17 protein-coding genes are annotated in these 19,609 nt (G+C 59.8%); 10 read left to right on the top strand and 7 right to left on the bottom strand.

From position 1 onward, the window contains the following. Positions 1-25 precede the first annotated feature (25 nt). Together HMPREF2547_RS07360 and HMPREF2547_RS07355 are read left to right on the top strand one after the other, a co-directional pair. Entirely contained in the window at positions 26-607 is a 582-nt protein-coding gene (locus tag HMPREF2547_RS07360; RefSeq protein WP_049169904.1) for a peptide deformylase, read from the top strand. 3 nt (positions 608-610) lie between these two features. After that, entirely contained in the window at positions 611-1,783 is a 1,173-nt protein-coding gene (locus HMPREF2547_RS07355) for an N-acetylglutamate synthase, CG3035 family (RefSeq protein ID WP_049169902.1), read from the top strand. Positions 1,784-1,829: 46 nt separating this feature from the next. On the opposite strand, the gene HMPREF2547_RS07350 is transcribed toward HMPREF2547_RS07355, so the two are convergent. Then, a complete protein-coding gene (locus tag HMPREF2547_RS07350) occupies positions 1,830-2,657 on the bottom strand; it encodes an RDD family protein (RefSeq protein ID WP_222865547.1) in 828 nt (275 codons plus the stop codon). A 121-nt stretch (positions 2,658-2,778) separates the two neighbouring features. On the opposite strand from HMPREF2547_RS07350, the gene HMPREF2547_RS07345 reads away from it, so the two are divergent. From HMPREF2547_RS07345 to HMPREF2547_RS07335, 3 genes are all read left to right on the top strand, one after another. After that, on the top strand, positions 2,779-3,576 hold the full coding sequence (locus HMPREF2547_RS07345) for an exodeoxyribonuclease III (RefSeq protein ID WP_038626705.1): 798 nt from the start codon (positions 2,779-2,781) through the stop codon (positions 3,574-3,576). A gap of 242 nt (positions 3,577-3,818) precedes the next feature. After that, entirely contained in the window at positions 3,819-4,382 is a 564-nt protein-coding gene (locus HMPREF2547_RS07340) for a MarR family winged helix-turn-helix transcriptional regulator (protein WP_016421518.1), read from the top strand. A 42-nt stretch (positions 4,383-4,424) separates the two neighbouring features. Then, positions 4,425-4,742 (top strand): hypothetical protein, encoded by a 318-nt coding sequence (locus HMPREF2547_RS07335; RefSeq protein ID WP_172954624.1) that lies wholly within the window; start codon positions 4,425-4,427, stop codon positions 4,740-4,742. A 37-nt stretch (positions 4,743-4,779) separates the two neighbouring features. On the opposite strand, the gene HMPREF2547_RS07330 is transcribed toward HMPREF2547_RS07335, so the two are convergent. Next, positions 4,780-5,283: an NUDIX domain-containing protein gene (locus HMPREF2547_RS07330; RefSeq protein ID WP_049169897.1), complete on the bottom strand. Its 504-nt coding sequence runs from the start codon at positions 5,281-5,283 to the stop codon at positions 4,780-4,782. Between the two features lie 135 nt (positions 5,284-5,418). Between HMPREF2547_RS07330 and HMPREF2547_RS07325 the strand changes: the two genes are divergently transcribed. The 4 genes from HMPREF2547_RS07325 to HMPREF2547_RS07310 all read left to right on the top strand — a co-directional run bounded on the left by HMPREF2547_RS07325 (position 5,419) and on the right by HMPREF2547_RS07310 (position 11,589). Then, entirely contained in the window at positions 5,419-7,077 is a 1,659-nt protein-coding gene (locus HMPREF2547_RS07325; protein WP_049169894.1) for a hypothetical protein, read from the top strand. Continuing rightward, positions 7,074-8,153 (top strand): glutamate ABC transporter substrate-binding protein, encoded by a 1,080-nt coding sequence (locus HMPREF2547_RS07320; protein ID WP_049169891.1) that lies wholly within the window; start codon positions 7,074-7,076, stop codon positions 8,151-8,153. The genes HMPREF2547_RS07325 and HMPREF2547_RS07320 overlap by 4 nt, the downstream gene beginning before the upstream one ends. Next, a complete protein-coding gene (locus tag HMPREF2547_RS07315; RefSeq protein ID WP_070605338.1) occupies positions 8,150-10,624 on the top strand; it encodes a serine/threonine protein kinase in 2,475 nt (824 codons plus the stop codon). The genes HMPREF2547_RS07320 and HMPREF2547_RS07315 overlap by 4 nt, the downstream gene beginning before the upstream one ends. Before the next feature lie 113 nt (positions 10,625-10,737). Next, the gene (locus HMPREF2547_RS07310) at positions 10,738-11,589 is read left to right on the top strand and encodes a L,D-transpeptidase (RefSeq protein ID WP_016421524.1); all 852 of its coding nucleotides are present in this window, start codon (positions 10,738-10,740) and stop codon (positions 11,587-11,589) included. Positions 11,590-11,833: 244 nt separating this feature from the next. On the opposite strand, the gene HMPREF2547_RS07305 is transcribed toward HMPREF2547_RS07310, so the two are convergent. Both HMPREF2547_RS07305 and pta read right to left on the bottom strand, forming a co-directional pair. Further along, positions 11,834-13,030 carry an acetate kinase gene (locus tag HMPREF2547_RS07305; protein ID WP_016421525.1) on the bottom strand — a complete coding sequence of 399 codons (1,197 nt, stop codon included), beginning with the start codon at positions 13,028-13,030 and terminating at the stop codon, positions 11,834-11,836. A 5-nt stretch (positions 13,031-13,035) separates the two neighbouring features. Beyond that, positions 13,036-14,361: a phosphate acetyltransferase gene (gene pta / locus HMPREF2547_RS07300; protein WP_246819648.1), complete on the bottom strand. Its 1,326-nt coding sequence runs from the start codon at positions 14,359-14,361 to the stop codon at positions 13,036-13,038. A 741-nt stretch (positions 14,362-15,102) separates the two neighbouring features. Between pta and HMPREF2547_RS07295 the strand changes: the two genes are divergently transcribed. Continuing rightward, complete coding sequence (locus tag HMPREF2547_RS07295) at positions 15,103-16,491, top strand: FAD-dependent oxidoreductase (RefSeq protein ID WP_069358957.1); 1,389 nt, start codon at positions 15,103-15,105, stop codon at positions 16,489-16,491. 33 nt (positions 16,492-16,524) lie between these two features. Here HMPREF2547_RS07295 and HMPREF2547_RS07290 read toward each other — a convergent pair whose 3' ends face one another. Genes HMPREF2547_RS07290 through cysD form a run of 3 tightly spaced genes read right to left on the bottom strand, consistent with a single transcriptional unit; the run spans position 16,525 to position 19,578 of the window. Then, on the bottom strand, positions 16,525-17,295 hold the full coding sequence (locus HMPREF2547_RS07290) for a sirohydrochlorin chelatase (protein WP_069358958.1): 771 nt from the start codon (positions 17,293-17,295) through the stop codon (positions 16,525-16,527). A 55-nt stretch (positions 17,296-17,350) separates the two neighbouring features. Then, positions 17,351-18,652 carry a sulfate adenylyltransferase subunit 1 gene (locus HMPREF2547_RS07285; RefSeq protein ID WP_049189478.1) on the bottom strand — a complete coding sequence of 434 codons (1,302 nt, stop codon included), beginning with the start codon at positions 18,650-18,652 and terminating at the stop codon, positions 17,351-17,353. Further along, positions 18,652-19,578 (bottom strand): sulfate adenylyltransferase subunit CysD, encoded by a 927-nt coding sequence (gene cysD, locus HMPREF2547_RS07280; RefSeq protein ID WP_049189477.1) that lies wholly within the window; start codon positions 19,576-19,578, stop codon positions 18,652-18,654. Before cysD ends, HMPREF2547_RS07285 begins: the two co-directional genes overlap by 1 nt. Positions 19,579-19,609: the final 31 nt, after the last annotated feature.

Below are 19,609 nucleotides of genomic sequence, written 5' to 3'. Positions count from 1 at the left end.
ATGGACGCCGAGTAGAATCAGCGACATGACTATCCGTCCCATTGTGATTGCCGGAGACCCCGTTCTCCACACTCCTACCCAGCCGGTAACCGAGGACATCTCCGAGCTGCGTGAGCTCATCGAGGACATGTACGAAACCATGGACCGCGCCCACGGTGTGGGGCTGGCTGCCAACCAGGTGGGCGTCGGCAAGCGTCTGTTCGTCTACAACTGCCCCGATGATGACGACGTCTGGCACCGCGGCTGCGTCATCAATCCGGTGCTGACCACCAGTGAAATCCCGAAGACCATGCCTAATGACGACGGTTCCGATGACGAAGGCTGCCTCTCTGTACCCGGCCTGTCCTTCCCCACCAACCGCGCGGAGAAGGCTGTCGTCACCGGCCTGGATGAAAACGGCGAAGAGGTCCGCATCGAGGCCACCGGTTTCCTCGCTCGCTGCATGCAGCACGAGGTCGGCCATCTAGATGGGTTCCTCTATACCGATTGCCTCACCGGTCGTTGGAAGCGCATGGCCAAGAAGGAAATCAAGCGCGCCGGTTGGACCGAGGGCGGCCTGACCTGGATGCCGGGCGTGGATCCGGATCCGTTCGGCCACGAGGATTAGATCGTGGCGGATAGGCAATTGGAGTCGTCGGCAAGCGAAAATGCAGCACAGAAGCTACCGATTTCCCGCTGGGGCGTCGGTGAAGTGGCGGTGGGACGTCGTGTCATTGTGCGGCGCGCGCTGACCGATGAAGAAGCATTGGCCAGCGGCAAGAAGACTACGGACGTCATTGGGCATGTGCTCAGCATGGATCCGTTCGTCGTGCGTCCGCAGGTTCGTGCTGGCGTGCGTGCCGACGAATCCGTGGCAGCGGTGGACTTTAGCGATAAGCACATTTTGATTGTGAAGGCCCTGCCGGATCATCCGGTGCGCAATTCGGATATTCGCGCCGTGGAAACTGCGACAGCGAAGGCCTTCCCGGGTATCGCGCATGTGGTGGAGTCGGGCTGGCTGCTGCGAGCCGGCGATGGCATTACGGAGCGTTCCAACTCCGCGCTGCCGCTCGAACCCGGAGCCAGCACTCAGCCGGTGCCGTTGGAGAAGATTAAGTCGTTTTACGATTCCCACGATTTGCCGGTGCGGATTGCGATTCCGGATAGAATCGCCAAACCTGCACAGGCGCTGGTCGCGGGGCCGGAGTGGACGGTCGGGCCGGACATTGTGGTTATGACGCGCTCACTCGATGGGGATTTGCCGCCTGCTGAATTGGCAGCTGAATCGCACAGCGCCGTACAGGTGCTTGATGAGCACAGCGCCGAACAGGTGCTCGATGAGCACAGCGTCGAGCTTGCAGACGTGCAGGTGGATATCGCTGATCAACCTGACGACGACTGGCTGGGGCTCTACCATTTCCGCGGTACCACGCTGTCCGAGCATGCACTACAGCTTCTGCGCAATGAAATTGATGGCCGCATGTGCTTCGGACGCCTGCAAGTGCCTGCCAACAATGCGCCTGAAGGCATACGCACGGTAGCCATTACGCGCGGCACGCTGACCGAATCGGACGACGGCCGTGTGTGGCTCGGGTTCTCCGCTGTGGAAGTCGCAGCCGATATGCGCCGCCGAGGACTTGGCACCCTACTGGGAATTCACATGATGCACTGGGGCGCACAACACGGGGCAGATTCTGCATATCTGCAGGTATTGGGCTCAAATGAGCCTGGCATTGCGCTATACCGGACACTCGGTTTTACCGAGCACCACCGGCACCGCTACGCGGAGCTGACAGGGGCTTAGGGGCCGGGGGTTACGTTTCGGCCCTGCGCTGCTCGCCCTGATCGCCCTACTTCCCGCGCTTAACCCTTTTAATCCGCTTCAGCTGCTTGCCCTGCTGCTCTTTGCTACCCATGCGATTGTCCATGCGGCGCTGCCCGCGCGGCAGCTCGCGCGTCTCCGGCTTTTCCACCACACGGGTGTGGACCGAGAGTTCATGACGACCTCTCCCCAGCGGATCGCGGGACGCACCCATCGCAATCCAGCCAGCCAGGCCCGCAGAGACAAACCAACCGGCGACCGGAATCATCGACGGCAGAATCCAGGCATTGCGCACAAAACCATCGCGGGCTGAGACTGGCATCCCGTGTGCACCTTCGATTTTCATGCCCATGGCGTGTTTACCCGGCGACCCGTCGAAGATGGAGTCCCCCGCCACGCGGTAGAGGTAAAAACCACCGGGACCGAGGAAGAGGCTGATCAGCATCACCATTACGCCGCTGTCCGATGTCCCCACGATGCTAGTGAGAACTGCAATGGAGGCAATCAATGCAGTGTAGATGACAGAATCCACCAACAGCGCACCACCACGACGTGCCACTGAGCCATTGGCCAGATTGGGGTCAAAGCCCAGGTGTACTGCCATTTGAGCGGTCAGCGGCGCGACTTTGGGATTAGCACTGAGCTCACCGAAGGAAGACACCCCATAGCTAGCGGGGTACCCGCTTTCATAGCCGACCGGAATGTTTGCTACCGGATATGGCACTTCCTGATACGGCATTGCCGCATCGTACGCCGCATATGCGTCGTGTTCCCGATAAGCGTTCCTGCCACTACTACCCAGGTAATCCGTCGGACTGTACTCGCCGCCGTAACGGCGATCGTCCCAGTTAGCCAACCTCGAAACTCCCTTTCCTACCGGACTTCCGCCCACCTTATCCGTTTTTGTCCGCCTATTTTGTCACTGCTTTGTTCAACGCATGAGGCCGCCGTTTCGTTCCCCTTTTACAATCGTTGATATGCGAATCTGTGTCTGGAACGTCAATTCGGCTCGAACTCGCCTCGACCGAATGGTGGAAATGCTGCGCCGGAATGACATTGATGTCCTGGCCGTCCAGGAAACCAAGTGCAAGGACGACCAATTCCCCACCGCTGCTTTTGAAGAGCTGGGATACCAAGTCGCCCACCACGGCCTGAATCAGTGGAATGGCGTTGCCATCATCTCCCGCGTCGGCCTTGAGGACATCCAGGCAGAGTTCCCCGGTCAGCCCGGTTTCAACAAGGACCCCGACGCAACTCCCGCATTGGAGGCCCGCCATATCGCCGCTACCTGCGGTGGCGTGCGCGTCCATAGCCTCTACATCCCGAACGGCCGCGACATCACCGACCCGCACTTCGAGTACAAGCTCGAATTTCTGGAGCGGCTCCGTCAGCACATCATCGCCACGCTTGACGACGACCCGGAGGCCACCTTCATGATGGGCGGCGACTTCAACATTGCCCCGACCGACGGCGATGTCTGGTCAATGGCAGCCTTCGCAGGGAAAACACACGTCACACCGCCTGAACGCGCAGCTTTCTATGCGCTGGAGCAGGCGGGCATGAAGGAAGTAACTCGCCAATTCACCCCAAACCAGTGGACCTACTGGGATTACAAGGCTGGCCGCTTTTTCAAGGATGAGGGCATGCGCATCGACTTCCAGCTCGCCTCCCCCGACCTCGCGGCAAAGGCGTCCGCCGGATTCATCGACATCGAAGAGCGTCAGGGCAAAGGCGCATCCGACCATGCTCCGGTGATTGTGGATTACGAAGTGTAGATAAACGGGCGGAAAAGCGCGTAGGCCTAGTTCCTACTAGGGGGTGTCGCTGGGGCCGTCGTAAAGCGGAGTCTTTGCTGCCAGCCCCTAAAATCAGGGGCAGAAATGGGTGATAAAGCACCCGCACAACACTTATGAGTCTAACTTTTTGTTCAATCTACAAATTTTCACCACAGAAAGTTATTTCGACGATATAAGGTGTTTATTCAGAACATCAATTCATTACGTCGGGAAGGAAGATCATGACTTCTGCACGCTCCCCTCAGCGCACCACTACCCCGGAGCCAGCGAGCGGCTTCCCCACCGCGGATGACTCGACTGAGTCCGATGAATCCCTGCGCGAAAGCGTGCAGAAGATTTCCATCGGCCTGTATGACTTCCTTGCATCGACTCGCCGCCTCGGTGAGCGCCCGAATGCCAGGATGGACATTTCCCAGTCGGAAATGGAAGTACTGCACTTTATTTCAACCCACCCGGGCTGCGGCGTATCCGACATTGCACGCCTGCGTTTCCTACGCCCGTCCAACGTTTCGGCAACAGTTCGCCGTCTACTCGACAACGGACTGATTGAACGCGAGAACAACGCAAAGGATCGCCGTGCGCAGAACCTCTATGTCTCCAGCGATGGCGAAACGCTGCTGGAGCAACTTATCGACCACTGGGGTGCGCTGGTGTACGAAATTGTGCGGACAATGTCGCAAAAGGACGTTCGTGCGCTAATTAAGGCACTGCCCTCGCTACTAAAGCTGGCGGAGCACTCGGAAAGCTATGTTGAGGAGCACCAGCGCCGCCAGGAGCCGTTCTAAAAGCGCGCCGCCAAGCCCTTCTTACTAGGTACGATGATGCTTATGGCTATTACTTTGAAGAAGGCAAAAGACGTAAAGACCGCTCCGCTCGTGGCCACTGGCCTCATCGGCGGCTGGCTCACCGCTCGCGAAACAGGCATTCGTCCGCTCGGTGGCGTCATCTTGGGTGCCGCCGGCGCATACGCAGCACGCACCTGGAATGCAAAGACCGGCGCCCTGGGTGCCGCCGGCCTAGTAGCCGCCTACCTCGGCGCTTTCGGCCTCTCACACCCGCTGGCTAAGAAGATTGGCGCATGGCCGTCTGTCCTGACCGTCACCGCGCTGGCCGCTGGCGCGGCAGCAGTTGCCGACTCCAAGTAGTCGACGCAGAGAGCGCCGGTAGGTGCGAAGCCGACACCTAGTCAAGGGCCTCCAGCAGTTTCTCGAGGTGCGCGCGCACCCGGGGCCACGATTCCACAAAAGGCGGCAGCAGATCGAGGCTGTCGACGTCGTCAAGCGGAACCCAGCGCAACTCTAGGGACTCCTCGTTCGGATTCGTCTCCAGCTCTTCGGCAGCTAGTGCGTAGACCGTGTGGTATTTCCAGCCGCCGGCGAGCTCGGGGCGATTCGGATCGGCTGGGAAGGGACCGGTGGTGACCTGCGTGTCGAGGATGCGAAGCTGATGCTCCAGCAGCCCAGTTTCCTCAGCCGTTTCACGCAGCGCGGTCGCCTCAGGAGCCTCATGAGAATCACAAGCCCCACCAGGAACACCCCACGTTAGGGGGAACGATGTCCAGTCAGCTCGATACTGCATAAGCACAGTGCGCTGAGGGCTCACAATCAGCAGCCCTGCAGCTCCGAAGCGTCCCCAGCAGCGCGTACCGTTGGGGCCGGCTGCCCAACCATTTCCATCCTGAAGCATGTCTCCACCCTACGCCAGATACCCTTGTGTTTTCCGTCACAAGCCCGAGCGACTAAGATTTGCAAGGAACTAACGTTGCTCTGAGCGGAGAGATCGTCGCGGGCGACTTCGGTCACGTCGGAAGGACACGTGCACATGGGTGAAACCACTTCAAGTGCGCCTCATTCCCGTGCCCACGACAAAAACCGAAACCCATTCCACCGCAAGAATCGTGCTCCACGCCGAACTCGTTTCAGCGGTCGCACCACTCCTGGTGGCGAAAGCTTAGACACACACACTGCGGCTCAGGCGGCAAAGGAATCGAAAGATACTCCCGACACCACCCCGGCTACCGAGAGTGCGGCACCATCAACTGCTCTGGAAACTACAGAGTCCTCGGCTAATGCCCCAGCAACGGCCACAACCCCAACAGTCCTAACAGACTCTCCGCGTGATACCGACCTGCGTGTGGATGCCCTGGAAATTGGCCCGCGCAACCGGAGATTGACACGTTTTCTCGGTGAGCGTCTCTACGACAAGCTCGGCCCGTCGGCCACGTATGTGCGCCGGTCAGCGTCATTTTTGATGACGTCACCGGGCCGATTGACCACAGTCGCCCTCATCCTCATCGTCGCTATTCTGGCCGCCGGCCTATCCATGTGGCAAACAACCTCGCAACGCCAGCAGCAGCTCACCCGAATTTCGCAGCTGAGCGAGCCGATGGCCAATGCCTCGCAGAATCTCTATGCCTCGCTGACGATTGCCGATGCGTCGGCCAACACCGCCTTTTCCCGCGGCACACTCAACAGCAGCCAGGACTTGGTCAGCAACTTCGACGATGTCATCGCACAAGCATCCATGTCCGCTACCCGCGCAGCTACGGGCATTGAAAACGTCGATGCCCCAGAGATGAAGAATATCGCGACTGTACAGCGGCTGTTGCCGGTCTACACCGGCATGGTCGAGACAGCTCGCGCGAATGCGCGCCAGGGCAATCCCGTCAGTGTCGCGTACCTCGCCTCTGCCTCAAACTTGATGCAGGTCCAGATTCTGCCAGCTGCAAAATCGCTCTACGAACGCACCAGTACCACCACTAATGATGAGCAGCGCCAACTATCGAAGCCACCTCTTTTCCCGATGTCGGGCCTGGCAGCGGCAATTTTGATGCTGCTAATCACACAGTGGTGGCTGACTCGCCGCACCGGTCGACTATTCAACGTCGGCCTGTTTGGTGCAACCATGCTGATGGCCATCGCACTTGTCGGTGTGGGAATTGCCACCACTCAGCCGTGGCAGTCCAACTCTCTCTTCGGAGAGCAGCGCCCGGATGTTCATGCCCTAACCCAAGTACGCATTGATGCCCAGCAGCTACGCGCCAGCGAAACCCTCGGCTTAGTGCGCCGTCAGCCCGCGGATGCGGAGTCCTTCTCGCAGTCGGTGCGCACCCTGGTCGGCGAGCTGGAAAGAGTGGACGCCAATGCGCCGGACGACGATGTCAGAGCCGCCATCCACGGTATCTACAGCTGGGAGTCCGGTCACAACCTGATGATGGAGCACTTGAGTTCAGGCGACTACGCCGGTGCGGTTCGCATCGCGACCGATGTGGATAATGCCAGCTCGTCGGCGGCTGCGTTCAACCAGGTCGATGAGTCGCTACAGAATTCCATCGCCGAGTCCCGCCTGACCGCCCGTGAGAACCTCGACCAATCCCGTCGCGCTATCGCGGCACTGTCCCTCGCCACGGTTACACTGACCGTCATCGCGGCAGTTCTGGTTGTTTTCGGCTTCCGACACCGGCTTCTGGAGTACCTATGATCGTTCCGTTCTCCCCATCGCTCCGCGGTCTCGCCGGCTGGCGGCGCAGAGCCATCCTTGGTGCACTCACCGTCGCGGGCCTCACCGTCAGTGCCTGCGCGACCGATTCGCTTGCCGACGATCCCTACTCGCGCACAATCCTGGAGGCCACCGGTGACTTTCCCCTGCCACCGGGCGCGTTCTACGACAAAGCCTCCTCGAGGAAGCCTGCGGCAGAAGCCAACACCCCAGATCTGTCCACACTCGCCCCCGATGACCAAACACCGGAAGAGCGAATCCCGGAGATTTACCAGCGCGGCCGCATCATCGTTGGTGTTGACCAATCATTGAACCTGCTCAGCTTCCGCGACTTCAGCAGCGGAGAGCTCTCGGGGTTTGAAGTATCCCTGGCACAAGAGATTGCCCGGGACATCTTTGACAATCCCGATGCTGTCGAGTTTCGGTTCGTCGACAGCAACGAACGCACTGCCGCACTCGAAGACGGCACTGTCGATGTCGTTTTGCGCACTATGACGGTCACCGATGCCCGGCGCGAAAGGGTGCTGTTCTCCACACCGTATTTGACAGCACGAGCTGGAGTTCTAGTCTCTTCGCCGGGTGGCGATGCTTCCCCCGAGGACGTCGAGGACGGTCGCATCTGCGTTTCCCGGGGATCCACTACCGAGGATTTGATTCGACGGCTCTCGCCGAACAATACGCTGCTGTTGGTCGGTAACTGGTCGGACTGCCTCATTTCACTTCAAAACAGCCAGGCAGAGATTGTCGTTGCCGATGACACCATCCTCGCTGGTATCAACGACCAAGATCCGGCTACCGCCATTGTCCAGCGGGGCTTGAACGAGGAAAGCTACGCGGCCGGTGTATCCAAGGGGAACCCAGGCCTAGTTCGCCAAATCAACGCGACCCTGGAGCGTATGGCCAGCGATGGCACCTGGCAGTCCCTCTACGACACTTGGTTCGGCCCCTTCCTGCCAAGCGGTACACAGCCATCGCCACAGTACGGCGACGATGAAGACATACTTGGAATCTCCCCCACACCGGAAGCTGCTCCAGAAGGCGAGGTGGATAACCGATGAGCGACGAAAACCAGTTCTCCGAACAAGCCCAGCAATCCGAGCAAGCCCAGCATCCCCAGTACACGCCGGAGCCCCAGGAGGATGCTCACGCAGAGGCAGAGGCAGCTGCCACTCAGGCCGTCGCCTTCGACCCATTCGCCGATGAAGACGACGAACAAGAGCCCGGCACTGCCGCTGTCGCCTTCGACCCTTTTGCGGACGATGATGACGATGACGAAGAGTTCGATATCGCCGAATTGTTGGGGCGCGGAGGCTCGTCGTCAAGCGTGACGACCCAACCCGGCACCCAGGCACCAGATCCGTCGATGGCCTCGCACCGGAAAGCGTTGGAGGACTTTCGCCGGAAGCGATCGACTGCGCACCGTGGACGCACCGTCGCCGACGGCATGGTGCACCTGCCGTACATCACAACGCAGGATCCGCGCGATGCAGTAATGAGTGATGAGAAGATTCACGCGACGAATAAGCCGGCGCCGAGCCTGAAAGCCGGCGATATCGTGGCGGATCAGTACGAAATTGTGGGCCCGATTGCCCACGGCGGTCTCGGCTGGATTTATCTGGCGATTGACCACAATGTCTCGGATCGCTGGGTCGTGCTCAAGGGCATGATGGCAGCGAAAAATGAGAAGGATTTCGCCGTAGTCCAGGCAGAACGCGAGTTCCTCGCGGAAATCTCGCATCCGGGAATTGTGAAAATCATCAACTTCATCGATGAGACGGACGCCAACAGCGCCACCGGCTTCATTGTGATGGAGTACGTCGGCGGCCCGTCGTTACGCAAACAGCGACGGAGCTACCCAGACGGCGTCATGCCCTGTGACCTGGCAATTGGCTACATCCTGGAGCTGCTCCCCGCGCTGGATTACCTGCACTCGCGCGGCGTTGTCTACAACGATTTGAAGCCGGACAACGTGCTGCTCAGCGAAGACCACGTCACGCTTATCGACGTTGGCGCGGTCACCGGCATCGGCGCCTACGGCCATATCTACGGCACGCCCGGTTTCCAGGCGCCGGAGATTGCCACGACGGGACCGACGATTGCCAGCGATATCTACACAGTCGGCCGCACGCTGGCCTCCCTGATTCTGAAGTTGCCGGCGACCAACGGCGTCTACGACCCGGAGCTACCCTCACCTGTCGAAGAGCCTCTATTCCGCCGTTTTTACTCGCTCTACCGCTTCCTACTACGCGCTTGCCACGAGAACCCGGAGGCTCGCTTCGGTTCTGCCGAAGAGATGAGTGTGCAGCTCATCGGCGTATTGCGCGAGATTCTGGCGGTGCGCGACGGCGTGCAATTCCCGCAGGCGGTGTCGAATTTCTCGCCGCAGCGTTCCACGTACGGCACCAAGCACCTGGTGTTCCGCACCGATCAGCTTGTCGACGGCATCACCCGCGGCGTGGAAATCACTCCGCAAGAAGTGACCTTCGCGCTGCCTGTACCACTGATTAACCCGACAGATCCGGGTGCGCGCATCTTGAGTGCCTCGTCGTTTACAGAGCCCAACGAACTTATCGAAACACTGACCAATGCGCTGTCCGAACCCGAGTATGGCTCTTCCGTGGAAATTCCACTGGGCATCGTGCGTGCGAAACTGGACCTCGGATTAATTGATGAGGCCCGCGACAGCCTCCGCGATGTCTCTGAACGTTTGCAGCGCGATTGGCGTTACCACTGGTACGAGGGCGTGACTTATTTGCTTCTCGACCAATTCAACGATGCCCTCGCCTCGTTCCACCACGTGCTGACGATGCTGCCCGGCGAGCCCGCCCCGAAGTTGGCGCTGGCAGCGACTCTCGAGTTGATTCAACAGCGCTTGGGCATCGCCAACGCATCTCTCCTCGAGCCCGCTGTCGCCCGCGCCGCCGCGAACTTGAGCAGCGCGCTGGATAATGTCGCTGCCGATACGCCCGAGATCTTCTCCCCCGCCTGGGCCAGCGAGTCCCTGTCGCCTCAGACGATTCGTTTCAACACCCTGCGTCTCTACGCCGTCGTGTGGGCGGCCAACCCGACGACGGTATCCTCCGCCTTCGGGCTAGCTCGTCAGCTGGCCTCTGAGCGCCAACACGAAATGGCTATCTCCCAGCTTGACCGCGTACCCGGTAACTCCCGTCACCATCGCATGGCACGTTTGACGACGATTCTGATGCTCACCTCAGGGATGCCCTCCGAGTTAACTGAATCGAGAATTCGCCGTGCTGCGCGTCGTCTGGTGGAGCTGCCGACGAATGAACCGCGCATGCCACAGCTGCGCATCGCCGTGATGGCGTCCGCGCTGAACTGGTTGCGCAGCTCGAACCTCGACCATGCAGCTAGCTCCAATGGTCTTTTCGATGCGCCCTTTACCGTGGCCGGCCTGCGTGAAGGATTGGAAAAAGACTTACGGATGCTGGCACGCTCTTCGCAGTTTCCGCGACACCGCTACAACTTGGTGGATATCGCAAATCTCATTCGGCCACGGACTTGGCGTTAGCTCTCTAACAGCTCCTTACCGAACCTGGTCAAACATGCTGTTGTGGGCCTGAGCGCCACCCCAGAATTGGTGAATAAAGAGAGAATTGCCTTTCGTGGTTTAAGATATCCTCTATGTTTGCCTCTTCGAAATCCTCTCTCCGCAGCGCTAAGCGCGTAATTATCAGCGCTGCAGCCCTCACCACCGCCTTTGGTATTGGGGCCGGCACTGCCGTTGCCCTGCCGGTTTCTCCAGACCTGCAGTCGCTTAGCCAGAGTGTTCGGGACCTCAAGCTGCCGGAGATCTCGACTCTGAATTCGGGCGACCTTGCCCCTGAGCTCTCTGAGGTACTGGATTCCTCTTCGGTGAAGCTGCCGGATTCGGTCGTCGCTCTGATTAATGAAAACTTCAAGTTCGCTGAAAACAACAAGCAGGTGGCGGACAAGGTCAAAACTCAGCTGCTGAACGCCATCGACAGCCTGCCGTTGCCAGCTGCACAGAAGGCCGAAGCCACCCGCGTCGTCAACGAGATTTTCGGTTTGCTGGGGGGCCAGGACGAGCCGTCGCAGCCTGAGCCGGCGCCTGCCCCTGCTCCACAGCCAGAGCAGAAGCCACGCCCTGAACCACGCCCAGAGCCAAACAACCCGTGCCCGCCGAGCGCCCGCGCATGCGTTGACCTGGCTAACCAGAAGACCTGGCTGCAGGAAAATGGCAACATCACCTACGGTCCGGTGCCAATGTCCTCCGGTATGCCGGGTTACGAAACCACCCGCGGCCACCTGAGCGTTACCCGCAAGGTCCGCGATGAGTGGTCCCGTCCTTACAACGGTCCGATGCCGTTCTCGGTGTACTTCACCAACGACGGCGAAGCTTTCCACGAGGGCTCTGTTAATCAGATGTCCCACGGCTGCATCCACCTGAACCACGATGATGCTGTGAAGTACTTCGATACCCTGCAGGTCGGCGACGGCGTCTACATCTGGTAGTTAGCTGCGCTGATGCGTTGAAACGATGACCGGGTGACTGAGCCTGTTGAGGCATAGGCGCAGTCGCCCCGGCGGTGAAAAATGAGCTCGCCCCACTAGGTTCTTCCAGTTTGGAAGGCAGTGGGAGCGAGCTCATTTTTGTTGAGTTACAGCTGCCGATTCAACAGATGGGGCATCTAGCAGCCGTCGATTACGGAGGGTTACAGGAGCCCCTGCCTACTCGTCAGTGCCCCTGCCTCAAAACCTACTCCACGAAGCTCATTGCGTAGCGAGCAATGGCCAGTTCCTCATTGGTCGGTACCACGAAGACCTTGACCTTCGAGTCCTCCGCCGAAATCAGACGCGGGCCGTCATTCGGCTGGGAGTTGAGCTCGTCATCAATCTTGATACCGAAGTTCTCAAGCTCAGCCATCGAATCACGGCGAATACCGACATGGTTCTCACCGACACCTGCGGTGAAGGTGATGGCATCGAGGCGGCCGAGAATCAGCATGTAAGAACCAATGTAGCGGCGCAGCTGGTGGACATACATCTGGTATGCAGCCCAAGCATCCGGGTCGTGGTCATCCATGCGCTCCTGCAGAACCCGGAAGTCATTGACACCAGAGACACCCTTCAGACCGGACTGGCGGTTGCACAGATTGTCGATCTCGTCGATGCTCATGCCGTTGCGGTAGAGGTGGAAGATGACGCCCGGGTCAATGTCACCGGTACGAGTGCCCATCATCAGACCAGCCAGCGGGGTCAGCCCCATCGAGGTATCCACCGCCTGGCCACCTCGGATAGCCGCACACGACGCACCATTACCCAGGTGCAGCGTAATCTGGTTGATTTCCTCTGCCGGCTTATTCAGAAGGTCCGGCACCTGCTTGGAAACAAACTCATGCGAGGTGCCGTGGAAGCCGTAACGACGGATATCAAACTTCGATGCGACCTCTGCGTTGAGCGGGTACAGAGCAGCAGCTGGCGGCATGGTGTGGAAGAAACCAGTGTCGAAGACGGCGACGTGAGGCACGTCCGAAAGCAGCTTGCGAGACTCCTCGATGCCTACGATATTGGCCGGGTTGTGCAGCGGCGCCAGCGGAATAAGGTCGCGGATCATGCCGACGATTTCGTCGGTAATCAGCTCCGGTCCAGAGAACAGGCGACCACCGTGAACGACGCGGTGACCGACGGCCGCAATATCCACCGACTCCGGACCAACACCGTGCTCATCCATCAGCTCGAACGCGCGGTCAAGACCACTGGCGTGGTCAGCGATCGGCTCAGTGATTTCAATCTTCTGTCCGGAGAACTTCAGATTAATAATGCCGTCTTCTTCACCAATGCGCTCCACCAGACCGGAGACATACGGCGGCTGCGTTGAGTCCTTCTCCGGATCTACCAGCTGAAACTTGATAGAGGAGGAACCGGAGTTCAAAACAAGTACGTGACGGGACATAATAATTAGTTTCCTCCAGCCTGAATAGCGGTAATTGCAACCGTGTTGATGATGTCCGGCACCGTGGCGCCACGGGAAAGGTCGTTGACCGGCTTGTTCAAGCCCTGCAGAATCGGGCCGATTGCCAATGCACCACCACAGCGCTGGGCAATCTTGTAACCGATGTTACCGGCGTCCAAATCCGGGAACACGAAAACAGTTGCCTTACCCGCAACGGAGGAATCCGGCATCTTCTTCGCTGCCACAGACGGGTCAATAGCGGCATCGAATTGCAGTGGACCGTCGACAGCGAGGTCAGGAGACAGCTCCTTGGCCTTGGCCAGACCAGCCTTCACACGGTCAACATCCTCACCGGTGCCGGACGCACCAGTGGAGTAGCTCAGCATGGCGACACGAGCATCGATACCGAAGGAAGCTGCAGTTTCAGCGGATACTACCGCGATTTCACCCAGCTGCTCCGGAGCCGGCTTCGGCAGCACCGCGCAGTCCGCAAAACCCCACAGCGAGTTATCCATAACCATGAGGAATAGCGACGACACCGTGGATGCCGACGGCTTGGTCTTAATAATCTGCAGGGATGGACGGATGGTGTGAGCAGTCGTGTGGGCTGCACCGGAAACCATGCCGTCGACAAGCCCGTTGTGAATCATCATCGTCGCAAAGTAGGAGATGTCCTGCATCGTCTCACGGGCCTGCTCCAGCGTGACCCCCTTGGCCTTGCGCATCTCTGCGAACTGTTCCGCGAACTGCTCAACATATTCGGAGGTCTGCGGGTTCCAGAGATGGGCAGCGTCGATGTCAAAACCCAGTTCGGCGGCGCGTGCCTTCATCGCATCCGGGTCGCCGAGGATAGTGAGCTCACAGATGTCCTCGCGCAGGAGGTAATCAGCGGCTTCAAGAATGCGGTCATCGTCCCCCTCTGGCAGCACAATGTGGCGTTTATCAGCCTTGGCGCGCTGCAATAGCCACCACTGGAAACGCTGTGGAGTCATCACTGCGGTGACCTCGCGGCTTACGACCTTGCGCAGCCCCTCAGCATCGTCAACGGCAACAACGGGAACGTCGAGCTCGAGAGTCTTAGCAGCCTCAGCTGCCTCCTCCCCTGTAAGGACAACTGCGAGTACCTCGCTGTGACGCTGAGCTGCACTGCTGAGAGCCAAACGAACGCGAGCCTTTGCGGCCTCTGTGTGGCAGCCCTCGCCACCAGCGACAACGATGACACCGGCGCCGGCGACGGTGGCAATGCGGAAGTCAAAATCGAGGTTGCCGGAGCCGGTCAGAACAGCCGCCCCCTCGTTAGCAGCGCGATCAGCCTCAACAGCACTGACGATGGTGTCAAGCGCGGATTCCGGATCCACAACAACCTGATCCACGGTGGCGCCGTGCGCCCCACCGACAGTGTGGAGGCAACGTGCCCCACCCAGTGCCTCAGACAATGCCGTAATGACATCTTGCAGATTGTCTGCGCGGTCCACTGAAGTAATCAGGACTGCGGAGTTGTTGGTGGACGCTTGGGCGTTCTTATCGCTCACCGACGTTCCTTTCTCGCACTGCGCTTAATCGTTGACTTATTTAAACGTTGACTTGGCTCGAGCCGTTGGACTGCCGGAGGCTCAAGACCATGCTGAGCTTCTAATCCTGCTGAATCTAATCCCGCTGAGTCCCAAATCATTATTTTCATCTTATTGTGAGTCACCTTACATCTCACGGCGGACTCAAACCTCTTTGGTTACCCCTGGTAGCCACACTTTTCCCCACAGATTCCAACAATTTTCCCGCATAATCGCGGCTTTTATGCGGTTTTTCTAGTGAACTAGCCCAAATTCCCACATTAGACGTGACTAAGGTCACATTTAGTTTTGTATGCCTTCAAAAGCATCTCACCGATGATGTGATGCTCACCTCTCGATTTTTCGTAAGTTATCGCTACGATTGGGGGCGCTACCATTGGGAATGTCGAATAAACCGATAGCTCACCAATAACTCCTTTCCCCACGAGGTCACCGCTGGCAGCTACTTATGCCGCGGCCTCGTGACCGTCGTAAAGCATTAGAGAAAGAAGGACACACTTCATGAATCGCCCGCTCCGCGTTGCCGTAATTGGCTCTGGCCCGGCCGGTGTTTATGCTTCCGATGCACTGATGAAATCCAGTACTGACGTGGAAGTCGATCTGTTTGAAAAGATGCCGGCTCCATTCGGTCTAATCCGCTACGGCGTCGCCCCCGACCACCCACGTATCAAGGGCATCATTATGGCCTTACACCGTGTGATGGAAAAGCCGGAGCTGCGCCTGTTTTCCAACGTTGAGTTCGGCAAGGACATCACGCTCGACGAATTAAAGGAGCATTACGACGCCGTCATCTTCGCCACCGGTGCCGTCGGCGACCGCGCGCTGCCAACGCCGGGTGCGGATCTGCCGGAGCACTTTGGTGCTGGTGAATTCGTGGGCTTCTACGACGGCAATCCACTCTTTGAGCGCACCTGGGATCTCTCGGCGGAGTCCGTGGCCGTCGTCGGAGTCGGCAACGTCGCGCTGGATGTCTCCCGAATCCTGGCGAAGACCGGTGAGGAACTGCACGTCACAGAAATCCCGGACAATGTCTACGAGGTTCTGAAGACAAATAAGGCCAAGGAAGTCCACGTCTTCGGCCGCCGCGGCCCGGCACAGGCCAAGTTCACCCCGCTGGAGCTCAAGGAGCTCGACTACTCACCGAACGTCGAGGTCGTTGTCGATCCGCGCGATATTGATTACGACTCCGCATCCGAGATTATGCGTCGCAACTCCAAGATTACCGACCAGGTCTGCACCATCCTGGAGAACTACGCCATCCGTGAGCCGAAGAACGCACCGCACAAGCTCTACATTCACTTCTTCGAGTCGCCAGTGGAAATCCTCAGCGAGGAGGGTACCGACGGCCAGCAGCATGTGACAGGCTTGCGCACTCAGCGCATGGAATACGACGGTGCTGGCGGGCTGCGGCCGACCGGAGAGACCACCGACTGGAAGGTCGGCGCTGTCTACTCCGCCGTGGGCTACCGCTCTGATGCGCTGCCGGGTATCCCGTTCGACAACGTGAAGAATGTCATTTCCAACGTCGGTGGTCGAGTCATCGAATCCGACAACACCGAGGATGAAGCAGCCGAGGCCATCACTGGCCTCTACACCACCGGTTGGGTTCGCCGCGGACCGGTCGGCCTGATTGGTAATACCAAGGGCGATGCCAACGAGGCCGTGGCCAATCTGCTGGCCGATGCCGCAGAGGGCAAGAAATTCAACCCGTCGAAGCCGGAGTTGTCCGCTATCAACGAGCTGCTGGAGTCCAAAGGCATCGACTACCTGGACTGGGAGGGCTGGCACAAGCTCGATGCTGCGGAACGCGCCGCTGGCGAGGCCGAGGGCCGCGAACGCAAGAAGTATGTCGAGTGGGATGAGATGGTCACCCACTCCAAGGGCGAGTAACGGCGAGTAACTAGGACGGATAAAAAGCGTCGGCTACGCCACTACCTTCACGTCCGTGTACGCGGCGCGCGAGTCCCAGCGGCAGCACACAATCGGCGCCAACAGCTCGGCCAATGGCTCACCAAAAGCCACCTGACCAGCACCGTCGGCAGCGCCCGCCTCGATGACTCGATCCCACAATAGGCCCGGCGCGGTAAACAGCGGCACCACTACGAGTCCGCGACCGCGCTTGGCCGCACGCTCCTGTGCCGCGGCCACAGCATCGGCTCCCTTGATTTTCTCAGGCCCGACCACGAATGCCGCACTCACATGTCCCGGCAGCATCCCGCCAAGATTTTCCGCAAACTGGTGCACCGCCGCATTGGCATCCTCATCAGAGGAGCCGACCCCCATCACCAGCGCATCGACCGGCCAGGAAAAAGATGCATTCTCCGCCGCTTCGATGATTCGCTTTACGACGGCGCGCTTCGTGCCGTCGCCAAGCCCGAGACCTTCAGCCACTGTGATGTCAACACCATGCCGATCGCAGAGTCGAACCTGCTCGGGAACGTCGACTCGCGAGTGGAACGCATCGGTGAACAGCAGCGGTACAGCCAGTGCCTGAGTCTCGCCGGCAGCGGCGAGCTCGGCACATACGGTATCCAGCGAGGGCTCGTCGAGGTCCAGCCAGGCGAGGCGAATCTGAGAGGGCGCATCCAGGCGGGTGAGCGGCATCTTCTCGCGCACGAGCGCGACCACGTCTTCGAGCACCGGTTTGGTCTCTGAGTGCCGAGAACCGTGCGCAAGCAGAATCAGTGCGGTCATCGATGGTCTCCTCAGGCTCGCTAGCTGTGCTTTCTGGTTTCTCTACCTGGCGGCTCTACTGGGCAGCGCCACGCACGAGGCCTGCGGTGAGGGTGTCACCGGTGCCCGGCTCGATGAGCAGGAATGCACCGACACGGCCACCGACGCGGTAGGCATCGACCGGCAGCGGCTGTGCGACCTCGACGGTGATCTCCGCGACGTCGTTGACTGCAAGCTGATCAGCCACACCGGTGGGCTCACCGGTTTCGATATCGATGAGCGCATCGACGGAAGCGATACGACCACGCACCAGTGCGGCACCATAGCGCACCTCTACGACGCGACCGACTGCCAACGGCTTGTCTGCAAGGTGGACGGCCACGGCGGAGAAACGGCGCACGTCTTCCGGGCGCGTGCCACTGATGAGGTCGCCACGGGCGAGGTCGAACTCGGCATCCAGGCTGATGGCCACCGACTGGCCGGCCACGGCCTCAGTGACATCCTCAGCTGCCACGGTGATCTTCGTGACCGTAGCCTGACGGTTGGCGTCTACGGAGACAACATCGCCCACACGCACGCTACCTGCGGCGATACGGCCGGCGTAACCACGGTATTCAGTGGCGTGATCGCGAATGACATAGTCGATGGGCAGGCGCAGGTCAGCCTCGGCATCGGTTTCCAGGTCGGCACCGATGTTGAGGTTTTCCAGCAGCTCCAGCACGGTCGGCCCCTCGTACCACGGAGTGTGCTCAGAAGAATCGACAATGTTGTCGCCGACCAGAGCCGACACTGGAACAACGAAGGTGTTCTGCAGACCCAGGCGCTCTGCTAGTGCTGCCACATCCGACTCAATGGCGCGGAAGGCCTCTTCGCTGTAGTCCAGTAGGTCAATCTTGTTGACTGCGAAAATCACGTGGCGAACGCCCAGCAGACCGGCCACCGTTGCGTGACGCTTGGTCTGCGTCACGACGCCGTTGCGCGCGTCGATAAGCAAAACGACGGCCTCGGCGGTGGACATACCGGTGACGGTGTTTCGGGTGTACTGCTCGTGACCTGGGCAGTCGGCGAGGATGAAGGAGCGGACGTCGGTGGCGAAGTAGCGGTAGGCGACATCGATGGTGATGCCCTGCTCACGCTCGGCCCGCAGACCGTCGACCAGCAGCGACAGGTCCGGGTTTTCCTGACCGCGCGCCTGTGAGGAGGCGACGACGGCCTCGTACTGGTCAGCGAGGATATTCTTCGTGTCGTGCAGCAGGCGACCGACGAAGGTGGACTTACCGTCGTCGACGGAGCCAGCGGTGCACAGGCGAAGAGTGCGACGAGCGCGAGTGGCGCGGTCAGCGGAAATCAGGGTAGCTGGGGAATTTGGCTGGCTCATCAGAAGTAACCTTCCTTCTTACGGTCTTCCATGGAGGATTCGGACAACTTGTCATCTGCGCGGGTAGCGCCGCGCTCGGTGAGCTTGGATGTGCGAAGTTCCTCCATGACCTCCGCAATAGTGGTGGCAGTCGATTCGACAGCGCCGGTGCAGCTCATGTCACCGACAGTGCGGTAGCGGACAGTGCGAACCTCGAGGGTCTCGCCGTCGCGGGGGCCACCCCACTCGCCCGGTGCCAACCACATGCCGCCGCGGTTGAACACCTCACGCTCGTGGGCGAAGTAGATGGGAGGCAGTTCGATGTCACGGGCTTCGATATAGGCCCAGACGTCGGCCTCGGTCCAGTTCGAGATCGGGAAAACGCGAACGTTCTCTCCGGCGGCGTGGCGACCGTTGTAGAGGCCCCACAGCTCAGGGCGCTGACGGCGTGGATCCCAACCGCCGAAGGAGTCGCGGACGGAGAACACGCGCTCCTTTGCGCGGGCCTTCTCCTCATCGCGGCGGGCGCCACCGAGAACGGCATCGTAACCGCGGTTGGCAATGGTCTCCACCAGCGGCACGGTCTGCAAGGGGTTGCGGGTGCCGTCGGCACGCTCGGTGAGCACGCCGCTGTCGATCCAGTCTTGGACCTTGGCTACGTGCAGCTTGATGCCCGGCTGAGCGGCAATCTTGTCGCGGAATTCAATAACTTCGGGGAAGTTGTGGCCGGTGTCGACGTGGAGCAGCTCCAGCGGGATACCCGCCGGTGCGAAGGCGCGCTTGGCCAGCTCGAGCACGACGACGGAATCCTTTCCGCCGGAGAAAAGTAGTGCCGGACGCTCGAACTGACCGGCGGTCTGGCGAATAATGTCGATGGCCTCGGCTTCCAGCTCGGCAAGCCGCGGGTCGAGGCGGTTTTGTACGGAAACGGTGGTTGAGCTAGTCATGGGGGTTCTTTCTGTTGGGGCTGTGTTGGCT

Source organism: Corynebacterium sp. HMSC055G02 (assembly GCF_001809065.1).
Taxonomy (GTDB): Bacteria; Actinomycetota; Actinomycetes; order Mycobacteriales; family Mycobacteriaceae; genus Corynebacterium; species Corynebacterium jeikeium_D.
This window is presented reverse-complemented; position numbering and strand designations above follow the sequence as displayed.

What these genes read in the sequence shown, in the direction of transcription:
- cysD (WP_049189477.1), bottom strand. Translation starts at nt 19,578, where the DNA reads ATGACTAGCTCAACCACCGTTTCCGTACAAAACCGCCTCGACCCGCGG.
- HMPREF2547_RS07325 (WP_049169894.1), top strand. Translation starts at nt 5,419, where the DNA reads ATGGGTGAAACCACTTCAAGTGCGCCTCATTCCCGTGCCCACGACAAA.
- HMPREF2547_RS07335 (WP_172954624.1), top strand. Translation starts at nt 4,425, where the DNA reads ATGGCTATTACTTTGAAGAAGGCAAAAGACGTAAAGACCGCTCCGCTC.
- HMPREF2547_RS07315 (WP_070605338.1), top strand. Translation starts at nt 8,150, where the DNA reads ATGAGCGACGAAAACCAGTTCTCCGAACAAGCCCAGCAATCCGAGCAA.
- HMPREF2547_RS07340 (WP_016421518.1), top strand. Translation starts at nt 3,819, where the DNA reads ATGACTTCTGCACGCTCCCCTCAGCGCACCACTACCCCGGAGCCAGCG.
- HMPREF2547_RS07320 (WP_049169891.1), top strand. Translation starts at nt 7,074, where the DNA reads ATGATCGTTCCGTTCTCCCCATCGCTCCGCGGTCTCGCCGGCTGGCGG.
- HMPREF2547_RS07310 (WP_016421524.1), top strand. Translation starts at nt 10,738, where the DNA reads ATGTTTGCCTCTTCGAAATCCTCTCTCCGCAGCGCTAAGCGCGTAATT.
- HMPREF2547_RS07290 (WP_069358958.1), bottom strand. Translation starts at nt 17,295, where the DNA reads ATGACCGCACTGATTCTGCTTGCGCACGGTTCTCGGCACTCAGAGACC.
- HMPREF2547_RS07295 (WP_069358957.1), top strand. Translation starts at nt 15,103, where the DNA reads ATGAATCGCCCGCTCCGCGTTGCCGTAATTGGCTCTGGCCCGGCCGGT.
- HMPREF2547_RS07345 (WP_038626705.1), top strand. Translation starts at nt 2,779, where the DNA reads ATGCGAATCTGTGTCTGGAACGTCAATTCGGCTCGAACTCGCCTCGAC.
- HMPREF2547_RS07285 (WP_049189478.1), bottom strand. Translation starts at nt 18,652, where the DNA reads ATGAGCCAGCCAAATTCCCCAGCTACCCTGATTTCCGCTGACCGCGCC.
- HMPREF2547_RS07305 (WP_016421525.1), bottom strand. Translation starts at nt 13,030, where the DNA reads ATGTCCCGTCACGTACTTGTTTTGAACTCCGGTTCCTCCTCTATCAAG.
- HMPREF2547_RS07330 (WP_049169897.1), bottom strand. Translation starts at nt 5,283, where the DNA reads ATGCTTCAGGATGGAAATGGTTGGGCAGCCGGCCCCAACGGTACGCGC.
- HMPREF2547_RS07360 (WP_049169904.1), top strand. Translation starts at nt 26, where the DNA reads ATGACTATCCGTCCCATTGTGATTGCCGGAGACCCCGTTCTCCACACT.